General features: G+C 60.1%; 18 protein-coding genes. 5 read left to right on the top strand and 13 right to left on the bottom strand.

Annotation, left to right across the window (positions count from 1 at the left end):
• Window positions 1–255 precede the first annotated feature (255 nt).
• The 5 genes from DES53_RS16140 to DES53_RS16115 form a co-directional block, all read right to left on the bottom strand.
• The gene (locus DES53_RS16140; RefSeq protein WP_113959311.1) at window positions 256–978 is read right to left on the bottom strand and encodes a transposase; all 723 of its coding nucleotides are present in this window, start codon (window positions 976–978) and stop codon (window positions 256–258) included.
• Between the two features lie 219 nt (window positions 979–1197).
• Window positions 1198–1557, bottom strand: coding sequence for a hypothetical protein (locus DES53_RS16135; RefSeq protein ID WP_113959310.1), 360 nt, complete (start codon window positions 1555–1557; stop codon window positions 1198–1200).
• Window positions 1558–1703: 146 nt separating this feature from the next.
• Complete coding sequence (locus DES53_RS16130; protein WP_113959309.1) at window positions 1704–2054, bottom strand: hypothetical protein; 351 nt, start codon at window positions 2052–2054, stop codon at window positions 1704–1706.
• A 78-nt stretch (window positions 2055–2132) separates the two neighbouring features.
• Window positions 2133–4943, bottom strand: a complete 2811-nt coding sequence (gene mutS, locus DES53_RS16125) for a DNA mismatch repair protein MutS (RefSeq protein WP_245958188.1) — start codon at window positions 4941–4943, stop codon at window positions 2133–2135.
• A gap of 1098 nt (window positions 4944–6041) precedes the next feature.
• On the bottom strand, window positions 6042–9656 hold the full coding sequence (locus tag DES53_RS16115) for a DUF2339 domain-containing protein (RefSeq protein WP_113959308.1): 3615 nt from the start codon (window positions 9654–9656) through the stop codon (window positions 6042–6044).
• 366 nt (window positions 9657–10022) lie between these two features.
• Between DES53_RS16115 and DES53_RS16110 the strand changes: the two genes are divergently transcribed.
• From DES53_RS16110 to DES53_RS16090, 5 genes are all read left to right on the top strand, one after another.
• A complete protein-coding gene (locus tag DES53_RS16110; RefSeq protein WP_170157160.1) occupies window positions 10023–10904 on the top strand; it encodes a LysR family transcriptional regulator in 882 nt (293 codons plus the stop codon).
• Between the two features lie 63 nt (window positions 10905–10967).
• Complete coding sequence (locus DES53_RS16105; protein ID WP_113959306.1) at window positions 10968–11186, top strand: hypothetical protein; 219 nt, start codon at window positions 10968–10970, stop codon at window positions 11184–11186.
• A gap of 75 nt (window positions 11187–11261) precedes the next feature.
• Window positions 11262–12635, top strand: a complete 1374-nt coding sequence (locus DES53_RS16100) for a tetratricopeptide repeat protein (protein WP_113959305.1) — start codon at window positions 11262–11264, stop codon at window positions 12633–12635.
• Between the two features lie 36 nt (window positions 12636–12671).
• Window positions 12672–13055 carry a hypothetical protein gene (locus DES53_RS16095; RefSeq protein WP_113959304.1) on the top strand — a complete coding sequence of 128 codons (384 nt, stop codon included), beginning with the start codon at window positions 12672–12674 and terminating at the stop codon, window positions 13053–13055.
• Between the two features lie 181 nt (window positions 13056–13236).
• On the top strand, window positions 13237–14358 hold the full coding sequence (locus tag DES53_RS16090; protein WP_113959303.1) for a serine hydrolase domain-containing protein: 1122 nt from the start codon (window positions 13237–13239) through the stop codon (window positions 14356–14358).
• 37 nt (window positions 14359–14395) lie between these two features.
• Here the strand turns inward: DES53_RS16090 and DES53_RS16085 are convergent, their stop codons facing one another.
• The 8 genes from DES53_RS16085 to DES53_RS16050 form a co-directional block, all read right to left on the bottom strand.
• The gene (locus DES53_RS16085; protein ID WP_113959302.1) at window positions 14396–16255 is read right to left on the bottom strand and encodes an alpha-amylase family glycosyl hydrolase; all 1860 of its coding nucleotides are present in this window, start codon (window positions 16253–16255) and stop codon (window positions 14396–14398) included.
• A 176-nt stretch (window positions 16256–16431) separates the two neighbouring features.
• Window positions 16432–17778 (bottom strand): serine hydrolase domain-containing protein, encoded by a 1347-nt coding sequence (locus DES53_RS16080; RefSeq protein ID WP_113959301.1) that lies wholly within the window; start codon window positions 17776–17778, stop codon window positions 16432–16434.
• A 113-nt stretch (window positions 17779–17891) separates the two neighbouring features.
• Window positions 17892–18935, bottom strand: coding sequence for a class I SAM-dependent methyltransferase (locus tag DES53_RS16075; protein WP_342782369.1), 1044 nt, complete (start codon window positions 18933–18935; stop codon window positions 17892–17894).
• A 170-nt stretch (window positions 18936–19105) separates the two neighbouring features.
• Window positions 19106–19702 (bottom strand): TetR/AcrR family transcriptional regulator, encoded by a 597-nt coding sequence (locus DES53_RS16070; RefSeq protein WP_113959299.1) that lies wholly within the window; start codon window positions 19700–19702, stop codon window positions 19106–19108.
• 98 nt (window positions 19703–19800) lie between these two features.
• Window positions 19801–21702, bottom strand: coding sequence for a CocE/NonD family hydrolase (locus tag DES53_RS16065; protein WP_211325570.1), 1902 nt, complete (start codon window positions 21700–21702; stop codon window positions 19801–19803).
• A gap of 142 nt (window positions 21703–21844) precedes the next feature.
• Entirely contained in the window at window positions 21845–22585 is a 741-nt protein-coding gene (locus DES53_RS16060; protein ID WP_113959437.1) for an SDR family oxidoreductase, read from the bottom strand.
• A 202-nt stretch (window positions 22586–22787) separates the two neighbouring features.
• Window positions 22788–23363 (bottom strand): TetR/AcrR family transcriptional regulator, encoded by a 576-nt coding sequence (locus tag DES53_RS16055; RefSeq protein WP_113959298.1) that lies wholly within the window; start codon window positions 23361–23363, stop codon window positions 22788–22790.
• A 63-nt stretch (window positions 23364–23426) separates the two neighbouring features.
• Entirely contained in the window at window positions 23427–24722 is a 1296-nt protein-coding gene (locus DES53_RS16050) for a molybdopterin-dependent oxidoreductase (RefSeq protein WP_113959297.1), read from the bottom strand.
• Between the last annotated feature and the right edge of the window lie 4 nt (window positions 24723–24726).

The following is a 24726-nucleotide window of genomic DNA, read 5'->3' as shown; positions in this document are numbered from 1 at the left end:
ACTCAGTGCGGCAGTCAGCACAGAGTTCTATCTTCGGTACCAGGAACTCATTAGTGGTCACGTGGTAACACGCGAACGAATCTCCCGCGAAAAAATCACGGAGCACGTGAGGGCAGAGCATGTAAACGCCGGAACCTCCGTGCTTGGGGCAGATGACATATGCCATGGAGTTTCTGGAGGAGTGGAGAATTCCTGCAAAGTCAGCACCCGCGATTTAATCTGGAAATGGCGACAGTTCAAGGAGCGGCACTAGCCTTAGTGCCGGTGGTCGGCAATTCTGGGCGCGGATCCACTTCTTCCTTCGCTTCCCATCACCCTCTTCACTTCATCACTCTCCCACAGCGTGTACTCCCCTTCCCGCAGCTTCGCTTTCACGGGATTCCTCCGGATGTACCGCACCACGTTGTCAAAGTGCTGCCCATCACGGATGATTCGATCGAAGTAGTCATGCTGCCACTGCTGCCCTTCCGTGCCGCAAAGCTCATTGATACGTCCCGAGGTCCGTCGCTTCCACGTGAAGAGCACCTTCTCCAGCGTCCAATCCGGATGCAGCATCACCAGCAAGTGCACGTGATTGGGCATGATGACCCACGAGAAGCTTTGATACCTCACGCCTTCAAAGTATCGGAAGCTCTCCTCTACCTCCGCTCGCACCTCGGGACGACGCAACACACATGAACCATGGCCCGCATCCAGCCACCGTTCCATCTGTGAAGAGAAGCGACGGTGGTATTCATCTTCCACCTCAGGCGTCCAGGGCTCGGGATGAAAGGAAAGCCAAATGGCCCGCTCTTGTTTCCACTGGTTGAGGAGCACGGCGGGCATCGCATCCGCCAGGTGATACGTGAGGAAATAGGATACCCCCGGCTGCTGCCAATGCGTCAAGTTCTGGCGGGTGACGCGGACGTATTCAAAGGGGTTGAAATACTTGAACTCCACGCCATGGACGAAACGATAGAATACATTTTCGTCGAGCAAATTGTTTGCGCGTCTCTCCACCCTCCCACATGAAAAGCCGACCGCTCCAAGGAGCGGCACTAGCCTAGTGCCGTCATCTTCCGCGACAACTCACCCTCGCATGAGGAAGCGGCTCCGCACCCAGATTGCCGACCACCGGCACTAAGGCTAGTGCCGCTCCCTGCGAACTCCGCTCTACTTTGCCAGTTCTTCAAAGCCATCCGAGCCGCATCATCCTTGTTAATTATCTAGAGGGTCGGCAACGCCCCTGCTGTCATTGGGTTCGTCTGGCAACCCCATCCTGAAGGCTTCAAGTTCCGGGAACTCGGAGACAAACACCCTGGCAGACATCGCCCGGTCAACACCAGCTTCGCCCAGCACCATGAGTACCTTGGACCTGTGTAGGTAAATCAGAGTGAACTCGAATCCTTTGTCATTGCGAATCCGGCAAGCAACGCTGGGTTCCGGTGCGAAGTGGCTTTCTTCCTCTTCAAAGACCACACGGTCACTGAGCAGGCGCTTCAGATTGTCATCGAAGTGATATTCCAATATCTGCTCCTCATCGACGGGACGAGAATAGTCTGTCGTAGTCGCAATCACAGCGAGGCAGGCGTGGTTGAGGCTCGACCAAACAAAGTCATCTGCGCCTCGCAGGCCACGGAGGTATTTCCGATGCGCAATTTCTCTTTCATGGCACTGTTCCAGGCTTCACCGTTGGTTTTCTTCTAGCGTTTTAGAATTCACCTTCAACCCTCCTCTTCTTCCTCTTGCTCCCAAAAATTGTCCGTCAGGTTGTCTTGGATTTCTTGCCCGTCGTATAGCACCACAATCTTCTCTCGCATTGTCGCGAGGTTTGAAGATCCGTCCAAGACTGCGAGTGTCTTGGATATCGCATTGCACAGCACCTGACGAATCACGGTCCGGGCAGACGTCGTGCCCAGAGGCCCGCTTTCCTGCACCCATCCGATAAATGCTCTCCATCCGTCGTCATTGATGGATGCAGGGTCCGTATCGCAAACCATCGTCAGATACTGCTCCAGCATATCACCCAGGATTGCTGTGCGCAGTTCCGCAACAAAAGCTTCATCAGTTGTCATGGTAGTCAGTCACATCCTCCAGGTTCACCGGAGGTGGCAATCCCTGAGTCCGACTCAAGGCAGTATCTTTGGCTCCAATCACCCAAACAAACTCATCTGCGCCTCGGAGGCCACGGAGGTCTTTTCGATGCGCAGTTTCTTTTTCACGCGGCTCGTGCTTGTGCCGTTGCCATCCGCGCCTTCGCCTTCGTCGCTGGCGTCGTCACCGTCACCCTCTTCAAGCTCGCTCTCTTCGGCCACGGAAGCTCCGGCAACGGCACCAGCGTTCGCAGCATCCGCATTCGCATTAGCACCTGCACCACCTGCGCTCGCATTCGCACCACCCCCCGCCTTCCCCTTCCGCCGCGTCGGCTTCTTCGGCGCGGGCGTTTCGATTTCCTCCAGAATCGGCAGCGGTTTCACGGCGACTTCGTTCGGCGGATGTCCTGCTTCCAATCTCTCCAAGATTTGCCGCGCTCTCTGCAGCACGCTCTCGGGGAGTCCCGCGAGTCTCGCGACCTGGATGCCGTAGCTTTTCTCGGCGCTGCCGGCGATGATTTTGCGGAGGAAGATGATTTGCTGGTTCCACTCCTTCACGGCCACGTTGTAGTTCTTCACGGCGCGGCACGTGGCGGTGAGGGCGGTGAGCTCGTGGTAGTGGGTGGCGAAGAGGGTGCGGGAGCCGAGGTCGTTGTGCAGGTGCTCGGCCACGCTCCAGGCGATGCTGAGGCCATCGAACGTGCTGGTGCCGCGGCCTATCTCATCCAGGATGACGAGGCTGCGGTCCGTGGCGTTGTTCAGAATCATGGAGGTCTCATTCATCTCCACCATGAAGGTGCTCTGCCCGCGCGAGAGGTCATCGCTCGCGCCGATGCGGGTGAAGATGCGGTCCACGAGGCCGAGCTCCATGGTGGCGGCGGGCACGTAGCTGCCAATTTGCGCCATGAGGGTGAGCAGGGCCACCTGGCGGATGTAGGTGCTCTTCCCGGCCATGTTCGGCCCGGTGATGATGAGCACGCGGTTCTCCACCTCCTCCAGATAGGTGTCATTCGGCACGAAGCGGTCCCCGGCGAGGTTCTGGTCCAGCACGGGGTGGCGTCCATCGCGAATCACCAGGGTGCGGGACTCATCCAGCAGGGGGCGGGTGTAGTTGAAGAGGCGCGCGGTCTCCGCGAGGGAGCACAGCGCATCCAGCGTGGCGAGGGCCTCTGCCGTCTCCTGGATTTCCGCGAGGCGCTCCATGGCGCGGCTGCGCAGCTTCACAAACTCCTCGTACTCCAGCGCCTTGCCCTTCTCATCCGCACCGAGGATTTTGTCCTCCATGCGCTTGAGCTCATCGGTGATGAAGCGCTCGCCATTCGCCGTCGTCTGCTTCCGTGTGTAGTCCTTCGGCACGGAGTCGAGATTCGACTTCGTGATCTCGATGAAGTACCCGAACACCGCGTTGTACTTTATCTTGAGTGACTTGATGCCGGTGCGGTCGATCTCGTCATTCTGCAGCTTCGCAATCCAGTCGCGTCCCTGCGTGGAGGCGCTGCGGAATTCATCCAGGAAAGGCAGGTAGCCATCGCGGAAGATGCCGCCTTCCTTGATGGGGGCGGGTGGTTCCTCGACAATGGCCTGCTCTATCTCCGCAGCCATGGCGGTGAGGTCGTGGAGCTGGGCATGCAACGCACGCAGCAGCGGCACGCTGGGCGCGGAGACGGGCTCCATGCCCGCATCGATGTCCGGCAGGTTATCCATGCCATCGGCGCCGTTGCGACCGCAGCCGCACTCGGCCATGAGGAGCTTCAGCGCGGGCACGGCGCTGAGGGCCTGCGCGAGCACGAGGAGGTCACGTGCATTTCCACTGCCCTGGCTGAGACGTCCGGCGGTGCGCTCGAGGTCGCGGATGTCCTTGAGCATGTCCCGCAACTGCCCGAGCAGCATGGGGTCCTGCAAGAGCACGCTGACGACTTCCTGTCGCGACACGAGTTGCGCGAGATCACGCAGCGGGTGCAGCACCCAGCGGCGCAGCTTGCGCGCCCCCATGGGCGTGGCGGTGCGGTTCAGCGCATGCAGGAGGGTGTGCTCCGCGCCGCTGCGGCTGTTCACCAGTTCCAGGTGGGACTGGCTGGCGGCATCGATCCACACGCCGTCGAAGAGCGAGGCCACACGCAGGCGCTTGATGTGGGAGACGTCCTTGCGCAGTTGGAACTGCAGGTACTGCATGATGGCGCCCGCCGCGCCGAGGGCCGCGGTGAGGTGGCCGCAGCCATAGCCATCGAGTGATTGCACCTTGAAGTGCTGGGTCAGGGCATGCAGCGCCTGGTCCTGCAGGAAGAGGTAGCTCTCACAAATCTGCGCGCTCTTCGGCATGCCGAGCGACTCCATGAGCTCGCGCTGGTCATCCGCGTACAGCAGCTCACTGGGAGCGATGCGGGTGAGCTCGTCATTCAGTCCATCCAGCGAATCAAACTCGGCCAGCTCGAACTCGCCCGTGCTGTGGTCCACATAGGCGAGGCCGTGCTTCTTGCCATCGCGGAAGATGGCGGCGAGGTAGTGGGACTTGTTCGCATCCAGGAAGCGCCCGTCGGTGACGGTGCCGGCGCTGATGACCTCCGAGAGTTCACGCGCCACCAGCTTGCCCGGCACGGGCTCGCCCACCTGCTCGCCGATGGCCACGCGCTTCCCGGCGCGGATGAGGCGGGCGATGTAGCTCTGCGCGGCATGGTGCGGCACGCCACACATGGGGATGCCGTTGCGCTTCGTCAGGGAGACATTGAGGATGCCCGCGGCGACCTTGGCGTCCTCGAAGAACATCTCGTAAAAATCCCCCAGGCGGAAGAGCAGGATCACATCCCCCGGCAGGTCCCGCCGAATGGCGAGGTACTGCTTCATCATGGGGGTGGTGGCGACCGCTTCGGACATGGGGGGTAAAAAACGGCATCATGGGCAGGTTTGTGGGGGGTGGCAAGTGTTGGGTGGTGGGAGTCGGTGCGACGGTGAGCGGTGCGGCGGTAGGACGGTGGAATGAGGGGCGGTGGAATGAGGGGCGGTGGAATGAGGGGCGGTGGAATGAGGGGCGGTGGGAGGTGGGGAGTGGTGGGTGATCTCGGGTTAACCGCAAAGGGGCAGAGGGGCGAAGGACGCAGAGGAGGGGGAGGGTGGGTGCAGGGGACGTTTGGGGCTGTTGGGAGGTGGTGTGTCAGCCGAAGCAGAGGAGGCAGAGGCGCGCAGGGAACGTGGGGAGGTGGGTTTCAGGTGGCCTTGGAGGGTCGCAGAGCAGCGGAGCAGCAAAGGGGAAAATGGGGATTTGAACACAGTGATCATGGGTTCAGCGGAACAGGTGGGGAAAGGAAAACCGTGCTCCTCTGGTCCATGATGCAGCCGACCTGTTGACCGGTAGGGGGCTGCTGCGTCGGCCTCCAAATTTCCGTGGGCGGAGGTGGGGCGGAGCATCCGGGTGAAATCGGCTTTTCACGCACCAGTTCCACACCACCTCCGCCCACCTGATTAGGAGGCCGACGCAGCAGCCCCCTACCAGTCGTTTGGCGGGCGGAGAAATAGACCGGAGGCGTGTGTCAGGTACGGTAGCACGACTGGTACATCCTCCGCGTCCCCTTCCACTCCTCTTTGCTGCTCCGCTGCTTCGCGACCCTCCAAGACTGCCCCAAACCCACCTTCCAACGCTTCCTGCGCATCTCTGCCTCCTCTGCATCGGCTGACACACCACCTCCTCTCACTCAAAAACGTCCCCTGCACCCACCCTCCCCCCTCCGCGTCCTTTGCCCCTCTGCGTCTTTGCGGTTAACCGGACGTGCTCCTGACGGGGATCGTCCATGCACGCCCCCCGATGAGAGTTTGAGCAGCCGTCAGGCCAGAGGCCCAACGCCCAATGTCAGGCGAGACGCCTAACCTCCTGCTCATCTTTTGCTGCTCCGCTGCTTTGCGTTCTTCCCCTCCCACCACGCGCCACCTCACTCCACGTGACATGACGCGCCTTCCACCGTCCTACCGTCGCACCGCTTACTGCTCACCGTCCGGCCGCGCTGACTCCTCCTTGTTCATGTTGAGGAACCGCTGGTACAAGAACGATGCCGCGAGTGCAATCAACGCCACGGCGATGAGCGCGCCGATGCGATAGATGCTTTCAATGCGGGCGAGGTCGTGGAAGAAGAGCTTCAGCAACGTGATGCCCAATAACCCAATGCCCGCATAACGCGTGGGTGCATTGTGCATGATGAACCCCGCGATGAGCAATCCGAGCGCGAACAGGCCCCACGCGATGCTGTAGGTCATGTCACGGGCGAAGTTGCCGCTGAACTCCCACACGATGTACGGCGCACCCGGTGAGGTGAAGGCATCGGCGATTTCGATGTTTACCAGCAGGAAGAGCAGGATGGTACCCAGCGTGCCAAACAGCGCACGCAGGTGGATGCCCATCATGAGATGCCGGGGAGGATTGAGCCACCACGCGGCGAGGAAGAAGGCAGCGGCAGCAAGGCTGTACGCATACAGCTGCCAGTTCAGCAGCATGGTGTCGCCACGCACCTGGTACTCCAGCACCCAGGGGTTGAGCGCCAGACGGATGAAAGCGATGACCAGCAACGCCGTGCCCGTGCCACGCAGGCCGGGATGCGGCACGCGACGGTAGAGCCAGCACAGGGCCGCACCTTCAAATGCCCAGCCCAGGGTTATCCACTGCTTCTCAAACTGGATGGGGAAGATGAGCGTGATGAAGAGCAGCGTGAGTCCACCGAACCACGCAAGCTGTGAGAGACGCGCCGAATTCTCCGTACGATGCAGCTTCAGCACGGCATACAGGCTCGCACCCGCTGGCAAAGCAAAGGCGGCAGGCAACAGGCCCATCACTTCATTGGGCCACACGCGCTTCACCACATCATACACCAGCAGGAAGGTGCCCGCCCACGCCACCGCACCAGCGATCCACGGAGCCACATGCTCCTGCAGCTTCCGGCGGAATTCATGGGGATACACCATGAAGAGCGCACCAAAGCCCAGATACCACAGCAGCGGCACCACCGGGCTCTCCACACTGAACGCGCGTCCATGCCACGCAAACTCCAGCAGCAGCACGCCAATCGCCGCCGCGAGAGGGAGCACGGTGACGCGCATATACAAGCCGAACCCAAGCATGAATACGCAAAGCAACAGCGCCATGCCAAAGACCAGCGAGGGATTCGGCACGTGCAGATGCAGCACCGCCATCACCAGCAGCAGGAAGGGCATGCCCGCCGCGCCGATGGGCAGGAACTTCGCCAAAGTGCGGTCCGTTTCATCCGCATCCTGCGTACGCAGAATCAAGTTTGTCATCACACATCCCGCGGCCGAGAAGACCAGAGCAAACCCACCCAGCACCGTGAGGAAGAGCGGCATGTTGGTCAGGTCACCCGAAGGCATCTTCATCAACAGAATGCCCACGGTGACCATGGTGAGCATCAGGGAGATGACGACGGTGAGCGGCTTCCGCGAGTACACCGCCAGACCGAGGATGCCCAGATTCACCATCAAAAGCACCGGCCACAGCGCGAGATGCACTTCCGCCAGATTGATGACCGGAGTCATGATGAGCACCAGCAAGGGCACCGGCACCCAGCCAATCGGCACGCCGAGCGGCGCTGTCTTGTGCTTCTGCCACACAGCGACGAACGCGGTGTACAGTGCACCGAAGGCCAGGAACACCACGAGACCTGAAGGCAGCAGCTCATTCGTAAGCCGCGTGCTGGTCCAGAAGGTGAGATGGAGGAAGGACGCGAACGCCGCAAGGATAGGCGCCACACGCGCCCGCACATCCAGCCAGGACACGCCCATCACCAGCACACCCGTAAGCAGGACGAAGGCATACAGCGTGAAGGGACGCGAGGTGATGCTGCCAAACGCGAGGAAAACGAACGCCGCCACCAGCGCACTCGCACAGAAGAGCAGCGCGGTCGCCGTGGGCACATAGCCGAACTCGTCCTCGCCCTTGCCGGGCTTCTGCGTCCGCATCTTCCACCAGAGATAACCCGTGGCCGCGACTGCGAAGCCGAGGAAAATGGCCATCGCGCCCCACGTCTTTGCGCCTTCGGCATAGCCCATCGGAATGAAGAAATGCGTGCCCCACACGAGTTGCAGGCACACCGTGGCGCCAGCTGCAGGCAGCATGGCCACCCGCACACAGGGCTCCTTCCACGCCACCGCAGCCACGAGTGCATTCACCACGAGAGCGAAGCCGAAGAGCATGGCTGGTCTGTCCGGCGAGTCACCATGCATGGCAAAAGCGAGAGCCGCGAGCATGGCACTCACGCACAAGATGATCGCCGACACCGGAGCAAAGATGCTGCGCTCCTTGCGCGAAGCCTGCCACCACGAGACCGCGGTGAAGAGCGCGGCAAATCCCAGGAAGATACTCACCGGTATCCACACCTTGCTGCCGTGTGCATAGTCACCTTTGGTGAAGAAGACCATGGTCCACGCCATCTGCATGAGCGCCGTACCGCCTGCCGCGAGCGGCGCGAGATGCAGCCAGCCCATGCGCATCGCCACGGCGAGCACACCGATATCGAGCAACGCGATATAACTGAAGAGGCCAAACGGATTGTCCTGTCCCGTGGAGCAGAGGATGGGCGTGAGAAAGCCACCGAGCATCCCGAGGATGGCCACCACCTGCGCCTCCATGCGCACCGCCAGCAGAAAGGCCCCGATGGTGATGGCAGACATCACACCAAAGGACACCATCGGCGTGAAGGCCGGGAAGTGGTAGTACCCATGTGCGGCAAAGGTCACGCCATACAGGGCGACGACGCCCGTGGCGCAGAGCGTTTGTCCCAGCACAGTGTAGAGCTTGCGTGCATTGATCCACCACCCGCTGCCCACCAGCGCCAGACCTGTGGCATACCCGATGGCGATGCGTGCCGTCTCCGAGATCCAGCCTTTCTCCAACGACAGCTTGATGAAGAACACGATGCCCAGGAACAGAGCCAGTCCACCCACCCACGCGAAGAGCTTCACGCCCATGAACTGCTCCAGTGTGCCGGCAGAAGGCTTTGCCGTGGCCGGTGTGGAAGGCCGGGAAGGTGCAGCCGATACCTTCCCAACAAGAGGCGGAGGCGTGATGGGAACAGGAGGCATCGCCGGGAGAGGCGGCGCCATCTTCGCAGGCTCGGCCACCTTCGCAGCTGCCAGTATGGACGGGGGCGGCAGGGGTGGCGGTTGCGCGAGGGGGCCCGCCGATGCGGGAGCAGGCGTGGACACCTCTTGGGCTTCCGCTTCCTCCTCGTGCAGGGTGGGCACTTCGCCTGGGGACACTGCCGGCATCGCAGGAGGAGCCGCCTTCATGACCTCGGCAATCGACTCCACTCTTGGCTCAACAGTCACCGGGGCAGCCTCAGAAGCCGTCTCCACACTGGCTGTCGCTTGAGCAACGGCACTTTCATACTCCGCAATCCGCTCCTCCAGCAGTGCGACACTCCTCATCACTTCACCGTGGCGGTCGTTGATGAGTTTTTTCAAGGCTTCCAGCCGCCGCTCCGTGGCCTCGGCCTGGTCCCGGGCTCCCCGGGCGGTGATGATGGCGGCGATGGGGACTACTACGACCAGGATAAAGATCAGCAGCAGGACAAAGAGACCTAGAACTTCCATGGGTGATGCGGGAAAAGATTGCCCCGCTGGCGCGGAGATTCGCCTCCCCTGGAAGGAATGAAAAATTGAAATTTCAGGGACCAGTATTGAGAAACCCGATGGAGGGAGGTTGATGGTCTATGGTTGATAGTTGATAGCCTGAACTCTCTTCCCACGAGGGAAGTGCCGCGTACGAGAACCCGTTTGCACCCTCCTCAACAATGAAAAGTCGGCCGCCCTGCCACGCCGGGCAGCCGCTCCTTGAAGGCAAGGCCCGCCCATCCGGCGATGCAATCCCTGCCCGACATCCCCAAAAGGTTCATTGACTCAGGCTATCAACTATCAACCATAGACCATCAACCCTCCCTCCCGCAGCGCCCCACTCCCATGATGAACGTCCACCACCTCGAGCTCTTCTATTATGTAGCCCGGCATGGAGGCGTGAGTGCGGCGGCGCGGCAGATTCCCTATGGCATCCAGCAGCCGGCCATCAGCGCGCAGATTCTGCAGCTCGAAGATGACCTCGGCGTCACCCTCTTCCGCCGGCGTCCCTTCCAGCTCACGAAGGAGGGCCGTACCCTCTATGACTTCATCCTGCCCTTCTTCTCGAAAATGGACGAGGTGGGCCGTCAACTCCGCGGCGGTGGAGAGGACCGTCTCCGCATCGCCGCGCCGGAGATTGTGCAGCGCGAGTACCTGCCGGAGCTCTGCTCCCGCATGCGGAAGCGCGTGCCCGGCTTCCATTTCACCCTTACCCACGGCAGGCAGGAGGAGTGTGAGACCCTTCTGCAGGCGCAGGAGGTGGATCTCGGCATCGCCCTCCTGACCAAAAAAGCAGAGGCAGGCCTGGAGACGCGCGACTTCGCCCGCATGACCCTGGCCCTCCTCGTAAAGGAAGACAGTGGCATCACCAGTGCGGAGGAACTGCTGTCCAGAGACCGCATCGACCTCCCGCTCATCACCCTCGGCCCTGCGGAGGGCGTGAGCCGGGCTTTCCAAGCGGGACTGCGCGAGCGGGGGGTGGACTGGGTGCCCAGCCTGGAGCTCGGTGGGCTCGATTTGGTCGCCCGCTATGTCAGCGAGGGCTTCGGAGTCGGGGTGAGCCTGCGTCTGCCGGGGTGCGAGCAGCCCGAAGGTGTCCGGGAGCTGCCGCTGGTGGGCTTCCCCCAGTTCACCGTGGGAGCCATCTGGGCGGGTCGGCTCTCACCCCTCGCGGAGACGTTCGTGGAAGTGGCGGAAGGACTGGCTCGCGAGCTTTTTGGCACGTAGCGTGCAGGAAACAACTCCGCGCTTGCCGCACGGAGCGTTTTGAATTTAAACTGAAAATCCGTCATGCGTCTTTTTGCCCGAATACTCTGGATCGCCGCGTTCCTGCTGGCCACCTACTCCTGGATGGTGGCCTTCGAGCATGGCTTCGGATGGAAGGGGTTCAGCGAGGGGTTCCAGACGGAGTGGAAGAATCTGGGTTCCGTGCTGAGCGGCAAGGGATTGGCAGAGGCCCAGCAGAATGCCGCCCCGTCTCCCACACCGACGCCCAATGGCAAACCCTGACGAACGAGACTCTTTTCGTCGACCGACCTTTTTGTTACACTTTTTCCGAAACCCTATTCATCGTTCCAGACATCCATGATCGAAGCCGAACTCCCCCAGCAGCAGAAAAACCTCTGGCTCAAAGGCCAAAGCGCCGTGCAGCTCAAGAATTTCGACTATGCCATCAATCTCCTGCTGCCAGTCATTAAGGAGTGCCCAACGTTTCTGGACGGACGCCGGCTGCTCCGCCGTGCAGAAGCCGAGCTCGTGAGGGGGCAGAAAAAGGGCCTTTTTGGCGGTGGCCTGAGCCTTGGCGGCCTGAAACTGACCGGCTCATCCAAGAAGGAACCCTGGGAAGCTATCTGGGAACTTGAAGACGGCGTCTTCAAGAAGGACCCCTACAATCCCAGCGCCAACCAGCAGCTCTACGATCAAGCCATGCGCCTGGCCCAAAACGACCTGGCTGCATTCGCCCTGGAAACAATCCGCGAAGGACATCCGGGAAACACCCGGAACATGCATGCTCTGGCCCAGCACTACATGGCGTTTGAGCACCCGGAAAAGGCCAGCGACGTCTACCGCCACATCCTCAAGGTGGACGCCACGGACATGGACGCCATCAAGGGCGAGAAGGATGCCGCCGCCAAGTCCTCGATGAAGAATCAGTGGGCTGGCGGATTTGAAGGCGCCAAGAAGGACAAAGCCCAGGCCAATCGTGAAGAACTGCTCAACAAGCAGGGCATGAGCCGCGAGCAGATGGAGCAGGTGCTGGCCCAGTACTTCGTCGACTACGAGCAGGATCAGAACAATGTGAACACGGTCAAGCGCATCGCGGACATCTATGACCGCATGGACGATCAGGAGAGCGCCCTCCCGTACTACGACTGGGCCCTCCAACTGACCCCTGGAGACGTGGCCCTGCAGGCTCGCGTGGAGCAGGTGCGCAGCAAATTCGCCGAAAAGCAAATCCACGCGATGGAAGCGGAAATCGAGGCGAATCCCGATTCCCCCGACATCGAGGAGAAACGGGAGCAGATCCGCCACATCAAACGCGAACGCGCAGCCACCCTGCTGGCCGAGGCGAAGTCCAAGGTGGAACGCAACCCCACGGACAAGAACTACCGCTTCGACCTCGCGACGGTACTCTTCAGCGTGGAGCAGTATCGCGACGCCATTCCCGAACTTCAGCAGGCGAAGAGCAACCCGCACATCCGCAACAAGGCACTCCTCATGCTGGGCCGCTGCTTTGCAGCCCTGAACATGAATGACCTTGCCATCAATGCGATGCAGGAAGCGGTGAAGGAAATCGTCGCGTTCAACAACGAGAAGAAGGAGCTCCTGTATGAGCTGGGCCTCGTCTTCGAAAAGGTGAACAAGCACGACGACTACCTCAACTGCATGAAGGAAATCTACAACAACGACTACGGCTATCGCGACGTGGCGAAGCGCGTCGAGTCGTCCTACCAGTAGGTCTCCCTCAGCACATAGCATTCCCTGTTTCTTGGAATGAGTTCCGCGCACTCCTACAGTCTCGTGGAGCTATTGCAGATGGCTGTGACGGGCCTGGTGGGCAACATTCCCATGCTGCTCGCCTACGCCGCGGCCCTCATCTTCGTCATCGTGCGCTGGCGGCAGTCTCCACGCGCCTCCACGCTGGCGCTGTGCGGCGTCCTTTTTGGTCTCCTCCTGCTGCTGCTCGTTCCCGTGGCATACGCATGGCTCTCTCGCAGTGTGATGACCGGTGGCAAGTCCAGCCTGGAAATGCAGACGGCATATACGGTCGCCGGGCTGGCCGTGTCCTCCCTGCATGCGATTTCCTTTGGCTTTCTGTTCCTCGCCATCTACGCGGACCGCAGGCACTACAATTCGCCGCCTCCGCCAGAGGGTTAGTTGGAGGCAGGTGGAGCTTTTCGTGCTCAGGTGCGCTGTTCAAAGCCATCTCAGTCTCCGAAGTTTCCTCCCCGTCTCTCTGTTAAACGCCCTGCAACCAAACGTCACGCACTCTCAGGTGACGGCAAATTGGCCCGACATTCTCAAAATGTCGCTGCCGCCTCCGTTCTGTAGCCCAGCCATGACACGCTCTCTACGCACCTGCCTCTTTGGCCTCATCTTCTCCACCGCCAGCCTTTTGCCTGCGGCCAATCCCCTGCCCCGCAGCACTCCGGAAGCCCAAGGCGTATCCTCATCCGCCCTGCTCGCCTTCATCGAGGCCGCGGACAAGCAGGTGGACACCATGCATTCCTTCATGCTCGTGCGTCATGGACACGTAGTGGCAGAAGGCTGGTGGAAACCGGAAGCGGCGGACAAGCTTCACGTGATGCACTCGCTCAGCAAGAGCTTCACCTCCACTGCGGTGGGCCTGGCTGTTGCCGAGGGAAAGCTGAGCATCGATGACCCAGTGCTGAAATTCTTCCCCGATGACGCGCCTGCAGAGCCCTCGGCGTTCTTGAAGGCCATGCGCGTGCGTGACCTGCTCACCATGTCCACGGGACACGAAAAGAATGCGAACTTCGTTCCAAGCGAACCCTGGGTGAAAACTTTCCTCAACCAGCCCGTCCCTTTCAAGCCAGGCACCCACTTCCTCTACAACTCACCTGCCACCCACATGCTCTCCGCCATCGTGGGAAAGGTCACTGGGCAAACCCTCGCAGACTATTTGAAGCCGCGCCTCTTCGAACCCCTCGGCATCGAGAAATTTGCGTGGGGCAGCAGTCCGCAGGGCAACACCGAGGGAGGATGGGGCCTGGAAGTTACCACGGAGGACATCGCCAAGTTTGGCCAGCTCTACCTGCAAAAGGGCCAGTGGAACGGAAAGCAACTCGTGCCTGCCGCATGGATCGAGCAAGCGACATCAAAGCAGGTCTCCAATGGCAGCGACCCTGAAAAAGATTGGGACCAGGGTTATGGTTTCCAGTTCTGGCGCTGCCGCCACGACGCCTATCGTGGAGACGGTGCGCATGGTCAGTTCTGCGTCGTACTGCCGGAGCAGGATGCCGTCATCGCCATCACCGCCAACACTCGCGACATGCAGGCCGAACTGAACATCGTGTGGGACAAGCTCCTGCCCGCCTTCCAGAAAGAATCCCTGCCCGACGACGCCGCAAGCCAGGCGAAGCTGAAAGAGAAGCTCGCCAATCTCTCCGTGCCCGAGAATCACGTGCCCGTGACCATCAAGCTGCCGGGACGGAAGTAATCACAAGCGATTGCCGCGCACGTTCAGCGTCGCTCTGTCATTTGTAGATCACAAATCCGGCAGCAGGGACGCTGAGCCTTACAGCTTTCCCATTCCGCGCCTCCACAGACACCTGGTTGCCAATCTCGGCAGGGTTTGTGGAGTACAGACATGTGAGCAAATCACCGGCACGGTGCAGATCATTATCAAGAGTGACCCAGGATGCCGAGGGATTGTTGTAGTCGGTATTGATGGCGACCAGAACCTCAACATCGTTGAAGAGTCGCGACCACGGCACGATCGAGCGGATGGTATCCCCCATCATGACCGGGGGTCCAAAGTCGACGCCATTCCCGGAAATCTCGCGCAAATACTGGCGTCCCCGGCGCAGAGGAAGCTCCTGCTTTCGAATGCGGGTGATCTTGGCGATCTCTTGAAATACGAAGGCGCTTTCATTGAAGAAATGACGTCCGACGCTTTGCAATGACCCAAAGGTCCCTCCAAACATGCACTCGCGAAGGAACATATCGTTGCCGTCCCTTTCCACGAGCCCCTTGCCGTTGAAGCACTGTTCGGTGCCATAATAGATGCAGGGAATGCCCACGGTAGTGAGGTTCATCGCCAGCGCATTGAGCACCACCAGCCAGCCGCGGTCATTGGCGCAGAACCTCGCCTTGTTCTTGCCTTTGCGCACTTGATCGTGGTCGTCGAACATGGTCACCACTTTGTCGCGGAACCAGATGTGGGAGTCTTTCTGCACCAGGAGTGAGTTCCGGAACAGATTGAAATACTCCGCCGGATTCCGGTAGCCTTTCACCAGGTATTCGAGCTTGTCCGGGATGTCATCAATCCCCAGCGCCGCATCCATGCCTGTGATCTCCAGTGTCTTGAAGGCTCGCTCGCGTCCACCTGTAATCTCGCCAATAAGGTAGAATTGCTCCTTGCCCAGGCTCATGGCAAACTCATGGATCGCCGACGTGAAGAAGCGGGTTGCTCCCGGGTCCATGTGCTTCACGGTATCCACGCGGAACCCATCGAGATCCGCGAAGGCAATCCAGTACTTGTAGCAGTCGGTGATGACCTTGAGTGCTTCGGATGGTTTGTAGTGGTCTGTCTCGCCTGAGCCGTGACTCACATCTTTCAGGCTCATGAAATCACCTTCACGAAACTCAGGATCATAGTCCCAGTTTGTGATGGTGCCCTTCTGGGTGAAAACTCCGCCCGCCTGCAGTTCCTCTGGCCACACAGCTCCGTCTGGCCAAGCGTTGGCATTGACCTGCCCAAAGGGGAAAATGGGAGCCCCCGTGGCGTCATTGAATCCCGAAACCCGGTGTGGTCTTCCATCCCACCTGGGGTCCATGTAGGTGGTCCCATCCGGTCTCCGGTGCTCGTAGCGGTCCGGATTATACGAAAACACATCACCCGTGTGGTTGAGGATCACATCGAGGATGACACGAATGCCGTGCTCGTGCGCCGTCTGCACAAGCTCCTTCAGATCCTGCGCCGTGCCAAAATGGCGATCCACATCCAGAAAATTCTGGGTGCCATACCCATGGTAGCTGTCCTGAAATGCCACCTGCTTCAGCACCGGACTGATCCAGATGGCCGTCACGCCCAACCGTTTGAGATATCCAATCTTGCCTTCCAGTCCCTTCAGTGTTCCCCCCTTCCACCCGTGACCACCCGCCTCCCATTGGACGCGGCTGACATTCTCCGCATCTCCTGTGGCGAAGAGCGGTGTGCTGCCCGTGGAAATTAGGGTCCCGTTGTTGTCGAGATAGTTGTCTTCACGACCGTCTGAAAAACGATCCAGCATCAGGAAATAGAGGACCTGGTCCTCCCATGCGGGCGGCGATGGAAAGTATGTCCTGCCGGCAAAACCCGCGAAGTCGATATCACGAACGGATTGCAGTTCCATGGTCGTATGGAGTAGATTGGAGCCCTATGGCAGCGATTACCGTGCCGGAAGCTGCTCGGATTATCTTTGAATATTCAATCTGCCATGGGGTAGTGAACACACGCTGTGGCCTCACCCTCTGCTGGATGCTTTGCACGGCACCTGACAAGACGGTTCGAACACGGCTTGCCGTCTCCTCACGGAAGCTGCCCCGCCACGGGATCCAGCGCTTCCTCGATGCGCTTCCGCAGCTCGCCATTCCAATCCGAGCCCGCGCGATCACGGCGATTGGCGATAGCCGTGTAGTTGATGCCATCCAGGCGTTGGGAGCAGATGGCCGTGACTCCCGGAAGGCTTCCATCGAAGGCATAGCGATAGCCACCTTCTTTTCGAGGCTTCCCGCTGACCCAGTACTTTTCGAGGAACCGGCTGTAGTCCGCCGCGGTGCAGGCCAGACCACCCGCGCCATCATACGCCTCCGTTTGGAAGGACAGGGGAATCTGCTCCTGCGTATACTCGGGGTGGTAGGAATACCAGACCTCACCCACCTGCCTTCTGCGCGCATCCGAAGCGCTCATGCTGAATGAAGGCGCGGCAGACTCCTTGCACACGGTCTGCTGCAGGCAGTCTACGAACTTTTGCCCGCTGACCTTCTCGATCACACGCGCCAGGAGGACGTAGCCGAAGTTGCAATAGGACTCCTTCGTTCCGGGATCGAAGTCGAGCGGCAGGGTGAGTCCGTAGCGCACCACGTAGATGGGCTCCAGCTCATCCGGCTTCAGTCGGAACATCCGCTCCATCTCGGAGCTATGCGTTGTGAGATCGCCTGCCTTCTGATCGCGGTCCCACCCGCCCTTGTGCTCCAGCAACTGATCGATCGTGACTGCCTTCCAGCGCGCATCACACGCCTTCGCCTCTTTGTACTGGTCGAGCTGCAGCACGGTATATACCTGGTCCTCGAGCTTGAGTTTGCCGGCATCGATCAAGGTGAGGATGGCGGACTTCACTACAGGCTTGGTCAATGATGCCACCCGCATCTTCACGCCGGGCTGGAGAGGCGTTTTCAACGAGGAATCCGCCCAGCCAAAAGCGCGATCGTGCAGGACCTTTCCATTCTTGCTGAGTGCGAATGTGAGAGCGCCGATGCCCTTCTCCGCCATGAAACCCTGGATGGCTACATCCGCCTTCGCGAGCGCGGGATGCGCCTCGCCATTCACGGGAATCTCCGATGCCGTGAGCTTCTTGATGTCCTCGAACCGGTCCTTCACCTTGGGACCGCCGCGTGGTGTTTCTCCCGGTGGCGTCTTCTTGTTGCGCAACTGCTCTTGGACAAACGCCTGATCCTCGGGGGCGAGGCGACTCAAGGGCAGTGTGTATTTTTGTCCGGAGCGCATCAGGATGGTCACGGACCCGGCATCGGAAGAGACAAACTCCGCATCAATCTTCCGTCCGCTTGCGGCCTCTGTCCAGGTGCGCGCCTGGAGAAACCCGGGGAGGACGCAGGTGCACCAAAGGGCCAGCGCCAGAGGCAGATGCTTGCTCATGCCGCGAGACTAACCACCTGTGGAACGAATGCAATAACATCAAGTTGCGGCAGCGCTTCCCCCAATCAACTCAAGGCAAGCGCCGCCGCTCTCACTCCATTGCTTCCATCCAATCACGCACGTGCTTCCAGCACCACATTGAACGGGGTGTCCGTGGCGCGGCGCACCTTGGAGAAGCCACCGGTATTCATCACCTCAGTGAGTCTCTTGTCGCCCGCCTGTGCCCCCAGGGCCATGCCGCCCCGCTGGCTGATGGCGCCCGGGGTGCAAATCATGGTGGAGGCAGCGTAGTAGACGCGTCCCACGGGATTAATGTTCTCCGTGAGGGTATCTCCCGCACGAGGCTCCACCACCATGAGCGTGCCGTCTGCTGCCAGCGCCTTGCGGATGTGCTTGCAGGCGCCAACGGGGTCACCCATGTCATGGAGCGCATCGAAGATGGCCACGAGGTCGAAGCCGACGCCCGGGAAATCCTGGGCTGTAGCGATCTCGAAACGCAGATTCTTCAGGCCGTGCTCGGCAGCGTGCTTGTTGGAGGCTTCAATGGACTCCGGATGCAAGTCAAAACCGACGAACTCGGAGTTCGGAAACGCCTTGGCCATGATGAAGGTGGAGATGCCGTGGCCGCAGCCCACATCTGCCACGCGGGCACCGTTCTTCAGTTTGTCCACCACACCCTCCAGGGCGGGCAGCCAGTTTGAGACGAGGTTCGCCTCATAGCCCGGACGGAAGAAGCGCTCCGTGCCACAGAAGAGGCAGGCGTGGTGATCCCCCCACGGCACACCCTTTCCGGTGCGGAAGCTTTCAGCGATCTTAGGTTCGTCCAAGTAAGCAGAGCCAATGGTATAAAAGCCACCGACCATGGCCGCAGGGCTGTTCGGGTCTGCGAAGACGGCCGCCTGCTCCGGGGTGAGCGCGAAGGTTTCGTTCCCGGCATCGTACTCGATGTACTGCGCGGCCGCCTGGGCGCAAAGCCACTCGCGGAGATGGCGCTCATGCAGGCCGGTCGCAGAGGCGAACTCCACGCTGGTGCACGGACCGTGTTTCCACAAGGCCTCGTAAAGACCCAGGCGGTCGCCCAGGATCACGAGGGAGCCAGTGGCGGCTGCGCCAAGGTCATTCAGCATGCGGCCCATGAAGGCGTGCAGCTTGTCCATATTGATCTGGGGGGCCTTTGCAGGGGAGCCGTTGCCATTGGAGGTGGCGGGCTTGGAGGCAGAGGTGGCTACTGACATGGTGATGATGTTCTAACTGGGTTGGTCCGGTCCAGGTTCGGGGGGAGCGACCCCATACCGACCGGTTGGTATGGGGTCAAAGCACGAAAAAATCAGGCGGCCTTTGCTGCTGCTTTGGAAATTTGAGATTCCAGGGTCTTGCGGAAACTGCGAATGCCGCGGGTAATGCGCGACGGATCGCGATAGGCCTTCGCAAGCGTGATGGAGCCTTCCAGAATCACAAGGAGCTCTTCCGCGAGTTCATTCGCGGTGCAGGTGATTTCAGGACAGGCTGCCAGTGCCTTAAGCCGGGCAGCGATCTCCTTGATGACGGCTGTGAACAGCGTGGCCACCGCCTCCTGCAGCCGCGGATTGGTATCACCCAGTTCATTCGCGAAAGTGCCCAGCAGGCAGCCGTCGCTCCAAAGTGTCAGCGCCGAGTTCTCGAGATGACGCAGGTACACGAGGGACTGCTCGACGGGGTCGGCGACCTTCTTGTGCGCGCCGAGCACTTCTCCACCCCGCTCCAAAGACCACTGCAGCACCCCGATGCCAAGGTCCTCCTTTGATTTGAAGGAATGGTAGAAGCTGCCTTTGCTCACGCCGGCTTTCTCGCAGATCGTATCCACCGAGGTGCCTGCATAGCCACGCGCGAGGAACAGCGACTTCGCGGCGCTGAGCAGGCTGACTTTGCTGGGGGCTTCGGACATGACCTCAAACCGCTAGACCGACCAGTCGGTCTAGTCAAAAAGATTTTTATGGCCCACCGGGTTGCGCCTAGAACCTCAGGCAGTTCTGCGGTGAGATTTTACCTTGGGATGATGGGAAGCACGATGCGGGAGGGGTGGACCTTGCTGTGCAGGACCGTGTTCTCTGCAGTAACCGTGCGTCGATGCTCGTTCAGCGGCTCCCCCGTGTTGGGGTTCACATCGAACCTCGGGAAATTACTGCTGCTCACTTCGACACGGATGCGGTGACCCTTCTTGAAGACGTTGCTCGTGGGATAGAGTCTGATGGTGAACTCATATGGCGTTCCCGGCTTCATGAGCTTCTCTGCTTTCAAGCTATCGCGAAAACGCGCACGGATGATGCCCTCGGTGATCTTCAGGTCGAAGCCACCGGGCCAGTCTTTGCTTCCGGGATACACGTCCACCAGCTTCGCCGTAAAGTCGGTATCCACTGCACTTGAGGACGCCCACAGTTTTACTTCGATTTCCCCCGTAACTTCTGTGTTCTGGGCAAGTGGTTCAGTTTCGAAGATGACCACATCATTGCGCGCGGAGAGCGGAATGGGATTCGGCCAGTTCCACACGTGAGGACCGCCGCGCTGATCCCACGCACCCTGCAGCAGGATGTCATTCCCACTGGAGATGTTTCCTCCGATGGTCGGCACAGGATTCTTGGGATCGAAGGTGAAGGTGGTGGAGCCTTGATCCTGCGTGGGCTCTTCACAAGCAAGCACCCCACCCTCTCCAAAGTAGAATGCCGTGCTCTGCTGTCTTGCGAGTGGCCACTCCTTCTCATTCCGCCACTCGCCTCCATGGAGGAGCATGCCCTTCTCGGTCTTGCTGCCGTCGCCAGTGCCCATCACGAAGATGCGCACCTTGCTCGCGAAGGGCGCAGCTTTGCCCACGCTGTTGTCCTTCCCCTTCAGCCAGTGGTCGTACCATTCCCGACGCCAGGCGAGTTCATCAGGAATCGCTGCGTCCCTTCCATAATCCACCTGCCCGTGGGAAAAAGCCGCCTGCGCACCGTGGATCCACGGTCCCATGATGAGGTACACGTCACTCTTCAGTGCCTTGCTCAGGACACCGAAGTTCGCCGTGGTGTTGCCTGCCCATGAGTCGTACCAACCACCCACGAGGTAAACGGGCATGTCTTTGTAGGAAGATGCCTTCTCCAGGATGTTGTTCTGCTTCCAGTAGTCGTCATTGGCCCCGTGACTCATGGCGCCGATGAGCCAGTCCTCATACTCGGGGGCGAACTTCAGTGGCGTGGTTCCTTTGCGCAGTGGCAGGTTCGCGAGGTAATGAAAACGATTGTCCGCCATCTCCTTCAGCATGGCGGCGGTGGCTTCATCCTGCACCGCGCGGCTTCCCTTGCCGGCATTCAGCATGATCCAGTTCCAGAAGCGCAGTTCAAACGCACCGGCATTGCGCATGGACTGGACGCCACAGTTTGAGACGGCATCCACGGGTATCACGGTGACCAGTTCCTTCGCACCCGCGAGTGCCATGGCATGCTGCGTACCACCCACATAGGAAGTGCCAAACATGCCAATCTTTCCATCGCTCCATGGCTGCTTCCCAATCCATGCCGCAGCATCCACGCCGTCGCCGCCATCATCCGTCATCCAGTGCCAGACACCCTCGCTCGCATAGCGTCCGCGGCAGTCTTGCGCAATGAAGACATAGCCGTGTCTGGTGAAGTAGTCCGCCTGTTTCTTCGCTCCGGTCTTGTTGTACGGTGTGCGGGTCAGAATGACTGGAAGCTTCTCCTGCACGGGTGCGCCATCGTGCTGGATGGGACGATAGATGTCCGTCGCGAGCTTCACGCCATCACGCATGGAGACCATGACATTGCCCTCCAGAACATAAGGCGGTGGCGGGGCCGGCTTCTTTTCCTCCGCCCGCACTGCTTGCTGGCACACCCCAACGTTCATCAACGCGAGCAACATCCATCCCTTGAACCAGACGTGTTTCCCAATCATGGCTCAGAGCTACGCGCACCACGCTGCCGTTTAGCAAGAAAGCCTCAATGTCACCATCCTTGCACCAAAAGTGTCACCGGGCCACGCAGGGATACGCGACCCGGTGACAGCACGCCTTGGAGCATGGTGTAGATGGCCGCACTCAGCTCAGGCGCACACCGCCATCGACGATCACTTCCGAACCGATGACAAAACTGGACTCGTCCGAAAGTAGAAAGCGCACGGCCGTGGCCACCTCCTCCGGTTGGCCCAAGCGCTTCACGAGCGACTTGGAGACCGTTGTCTCCTCGAATCCCTTTTGCGCTTCATCCGGCAGGTTCAGCTTCTTCATGATGGGTGTCTCAATGGGACCTGGGCTCACCACGTTCACGCGGATGCCTCGCGGAGCCAGCTCCACCGCGAGCGTTTTCCCAAAGGAGATGACGGCTGCCTTTGTGCCTGAATAGAGCGCGGTGGTGGGGAATCCAATGGAACCTGCAATCGACGATGTGAAGACAACAGAGCTGGGATTGGCGAGCAATGGCAGGAGCGACTGAAGCTGGAAGAACGGGCCACGCACATTGATGTTGTACATGTCATCGTATTGCTTCGGCGTCGCTGCTTCGAGTGGGCCGAACTGCGCCACGCCGGCATTGAGGAAGGCGCCGTCGAGTTTGGAGGCATGCTTCTTCACTTCGTCGCCGAGCGCCTGAGCATCGGCCAATGAGCCAGCATCGGACTTGAGAATGGCGGTGCCCTTGGGCAGCAAATCTTTCGCGGCGGCGAGCGTCTCCGGGTTACGCCCCGTGACGATGACCTTTGCACCCTCTTTGGCGAGGAGTTGTGCGGTGGCAAGGCCAATGCCCGTGGTACCGCCGGTGATAAGAATGGTTTTGCCTTTCATGGATGGTTCTATGGATGATTTCACTTCAGGATGTCGGCCACCGCATTTCTGGAACAATCGTTCCAGAAAATACATGAGCATTCGGACGAGCATGCGCGTTCAGGCAGGGTCTCATTCGGGTGCTCATCGTAACGATGGTTTCCGAGCAATACGCGGCCGCATGCGTTTCCGGAACAAACATTCCAAAATAATCACCAAGAACTCAGTCGAGCACTTTCAGGGCCAGACGCGCAGTCTGCCTTAGCGCATCCTTCTGATCGTGAGCACGGGCTGCCACCGCCATGCCCAGCAGGGTGTGGTGGAAGAACCGTGCCAGTTCCACCGGATCCTTCTCACGCTCAATTTCTCCAGCACGCTGGGCCACGCACAGCCGGGAAATGAAAAGCCCCTCCACTGTCCTGGCGTGTTCCGCAGCCAGCGCCCGTGCCCGAGAGTCCGGAGCGATCTCCACCAGCGTATTCACCAGCAGGCACCCATGGGAACCCTTGCCGCAGTGCTGGGAGATGAGTTGATCGAAGATCCCCATCAGCACCTCGCGCACGGGTCCCGGATCGGCGAGACGCTGCTTCATGCACTCCGCGCCTGCTGTCATGTACCGCTTCAGTGCCGCGAGGAAGAGCTCTTCCTTATCGCCGTATGTGTCGTAGAGACTCTGCCGGCTCACACCGAGCTCTGTGGTGAGATCCGCGAAGGAAGTCGCCTTGAAACCACGAGCACGAAACAACTCGAGCGCGCGATCCAGCACTTCAGCTTCGTCGAATTCCTTGGTCCTTGGCATGGGGGGCTTAAAAGAATATACGTTCCAAAACTCCCAATCGGCCACGCCACTGGGTCTGGGTGCCTATGTCACCTCAAAGCGATGCATTTGCACGGCATTCTTCCCCGTTTTGGGAATCGGGCGTGGCTCCGGTTGGGCAAAACCATTTAGGTCCACAGCACGCGCGCGAAACTCGTAGGTGCCGGGCTTCAGATCCCGCAACGTCGCGGACCAATTGACCATACTGTAACGCATGGGCCACGTGGTGGGCTGGCCTGTGATGGGATCAAATCCGAGAACACTCCTGGAAGAGGTGCCTGCTGGAAGGACTGAACTCCAGTCAGCAGGTGGAGCTTCCAACGCACACTCCGTCCACTGGGCCGCACGGTAGACTTCATCATCCTGCACCACCGGCTTGGAACCTGCCTCCACCCGATGCAGCCAGTGCTCGACCCGCTTCAATCCGGAGAGCCCAACGATGGCAAGACCGCCGAAATGGACGGGCAGCCCTCCTTCGAATGTCGTCGGTGCCTCATCAATGTAAGCCGCAGTCTTCAGGTGTGACTCAGGATCGTTGTTCTGGTTGGCGTAGGTGTCATTCGCCTTGAAGTCATTCGTCACGACAATGCGCTGGAGCCACTTGATGGATTTGAACCCATGTGCCCAGGGGATGACCATGCGCACCGGACCACCACGCTCGAGAGGGATGGGTTCACCATTGAGCCGGTAGGCAAGGAAGGCGGGAAGTTCACCGGGCGGTGTTTCCATCGCCTGCGTGTAGCTGAGGGAGGACTGGAAGATCTGTTTCGGGTTGTTGTTGTGGAATCCCCAGTAGTAGATGCGTCGCACATTCTTCATGCTGCCACAGAGCCGCAGTACCTCCCGCAGCGGCACTCCTTCCCACAGTCCCTGGCCAAGTGGCGAAGCGATGTTCAGACACTGCATGGCTTTGAGGAAGCGCACACTGTGCTTTTTTCCGAGTTCCATCAACGTGGGTAGATCCAGCGCGTTGCCCGCCTCGAGCGTGTATTGCTTCCCCAGGCTCGCAGGTTCCTTCACCAACTCACTCGTGTAGGGATCGACCACGATCTCCATCCGCCAAGTGTCCGCAGTGAGCCGGGCCTGTACCAGCGCATCGCCAGTGAGCGTATGCGGTTTCGGATTGCCTCGGGAGACATCCTCAAACTGAGCTGCCGGGGTCAGCAACGGGTGGCGGTGAGCCGCTGCCGTGGCGGCAGGCTGGGAACCTGGAGCCGGCGGAACACCAGCAACCTGGGCCTTGATGGTTGCCCCGGTTCCTGCCATGACGGAAACCGCCAAGCCCGAGGCTCGGACAAACTCACGGCGTGAGAGGCGGCCCGAAAGGGACGTGCGTTTCATGGGA

It is taken from the genome of Roseimicrobium gellanilyticum (assembly GCF_003315205.1).
Lineage (GTDB): Bacteria > Verrucomicrobiota > Verrucomicrobiia > Verrucomicrobiales > Verrucomicrobiaceae > Roseimicrobium > Roseimicrobium gellanilyticum.
The sequence above is the reverse complement of the archived record's forward strand: the minus strand, read 5'-3'. Positions and strand labels throughout refer to the sequence as shown.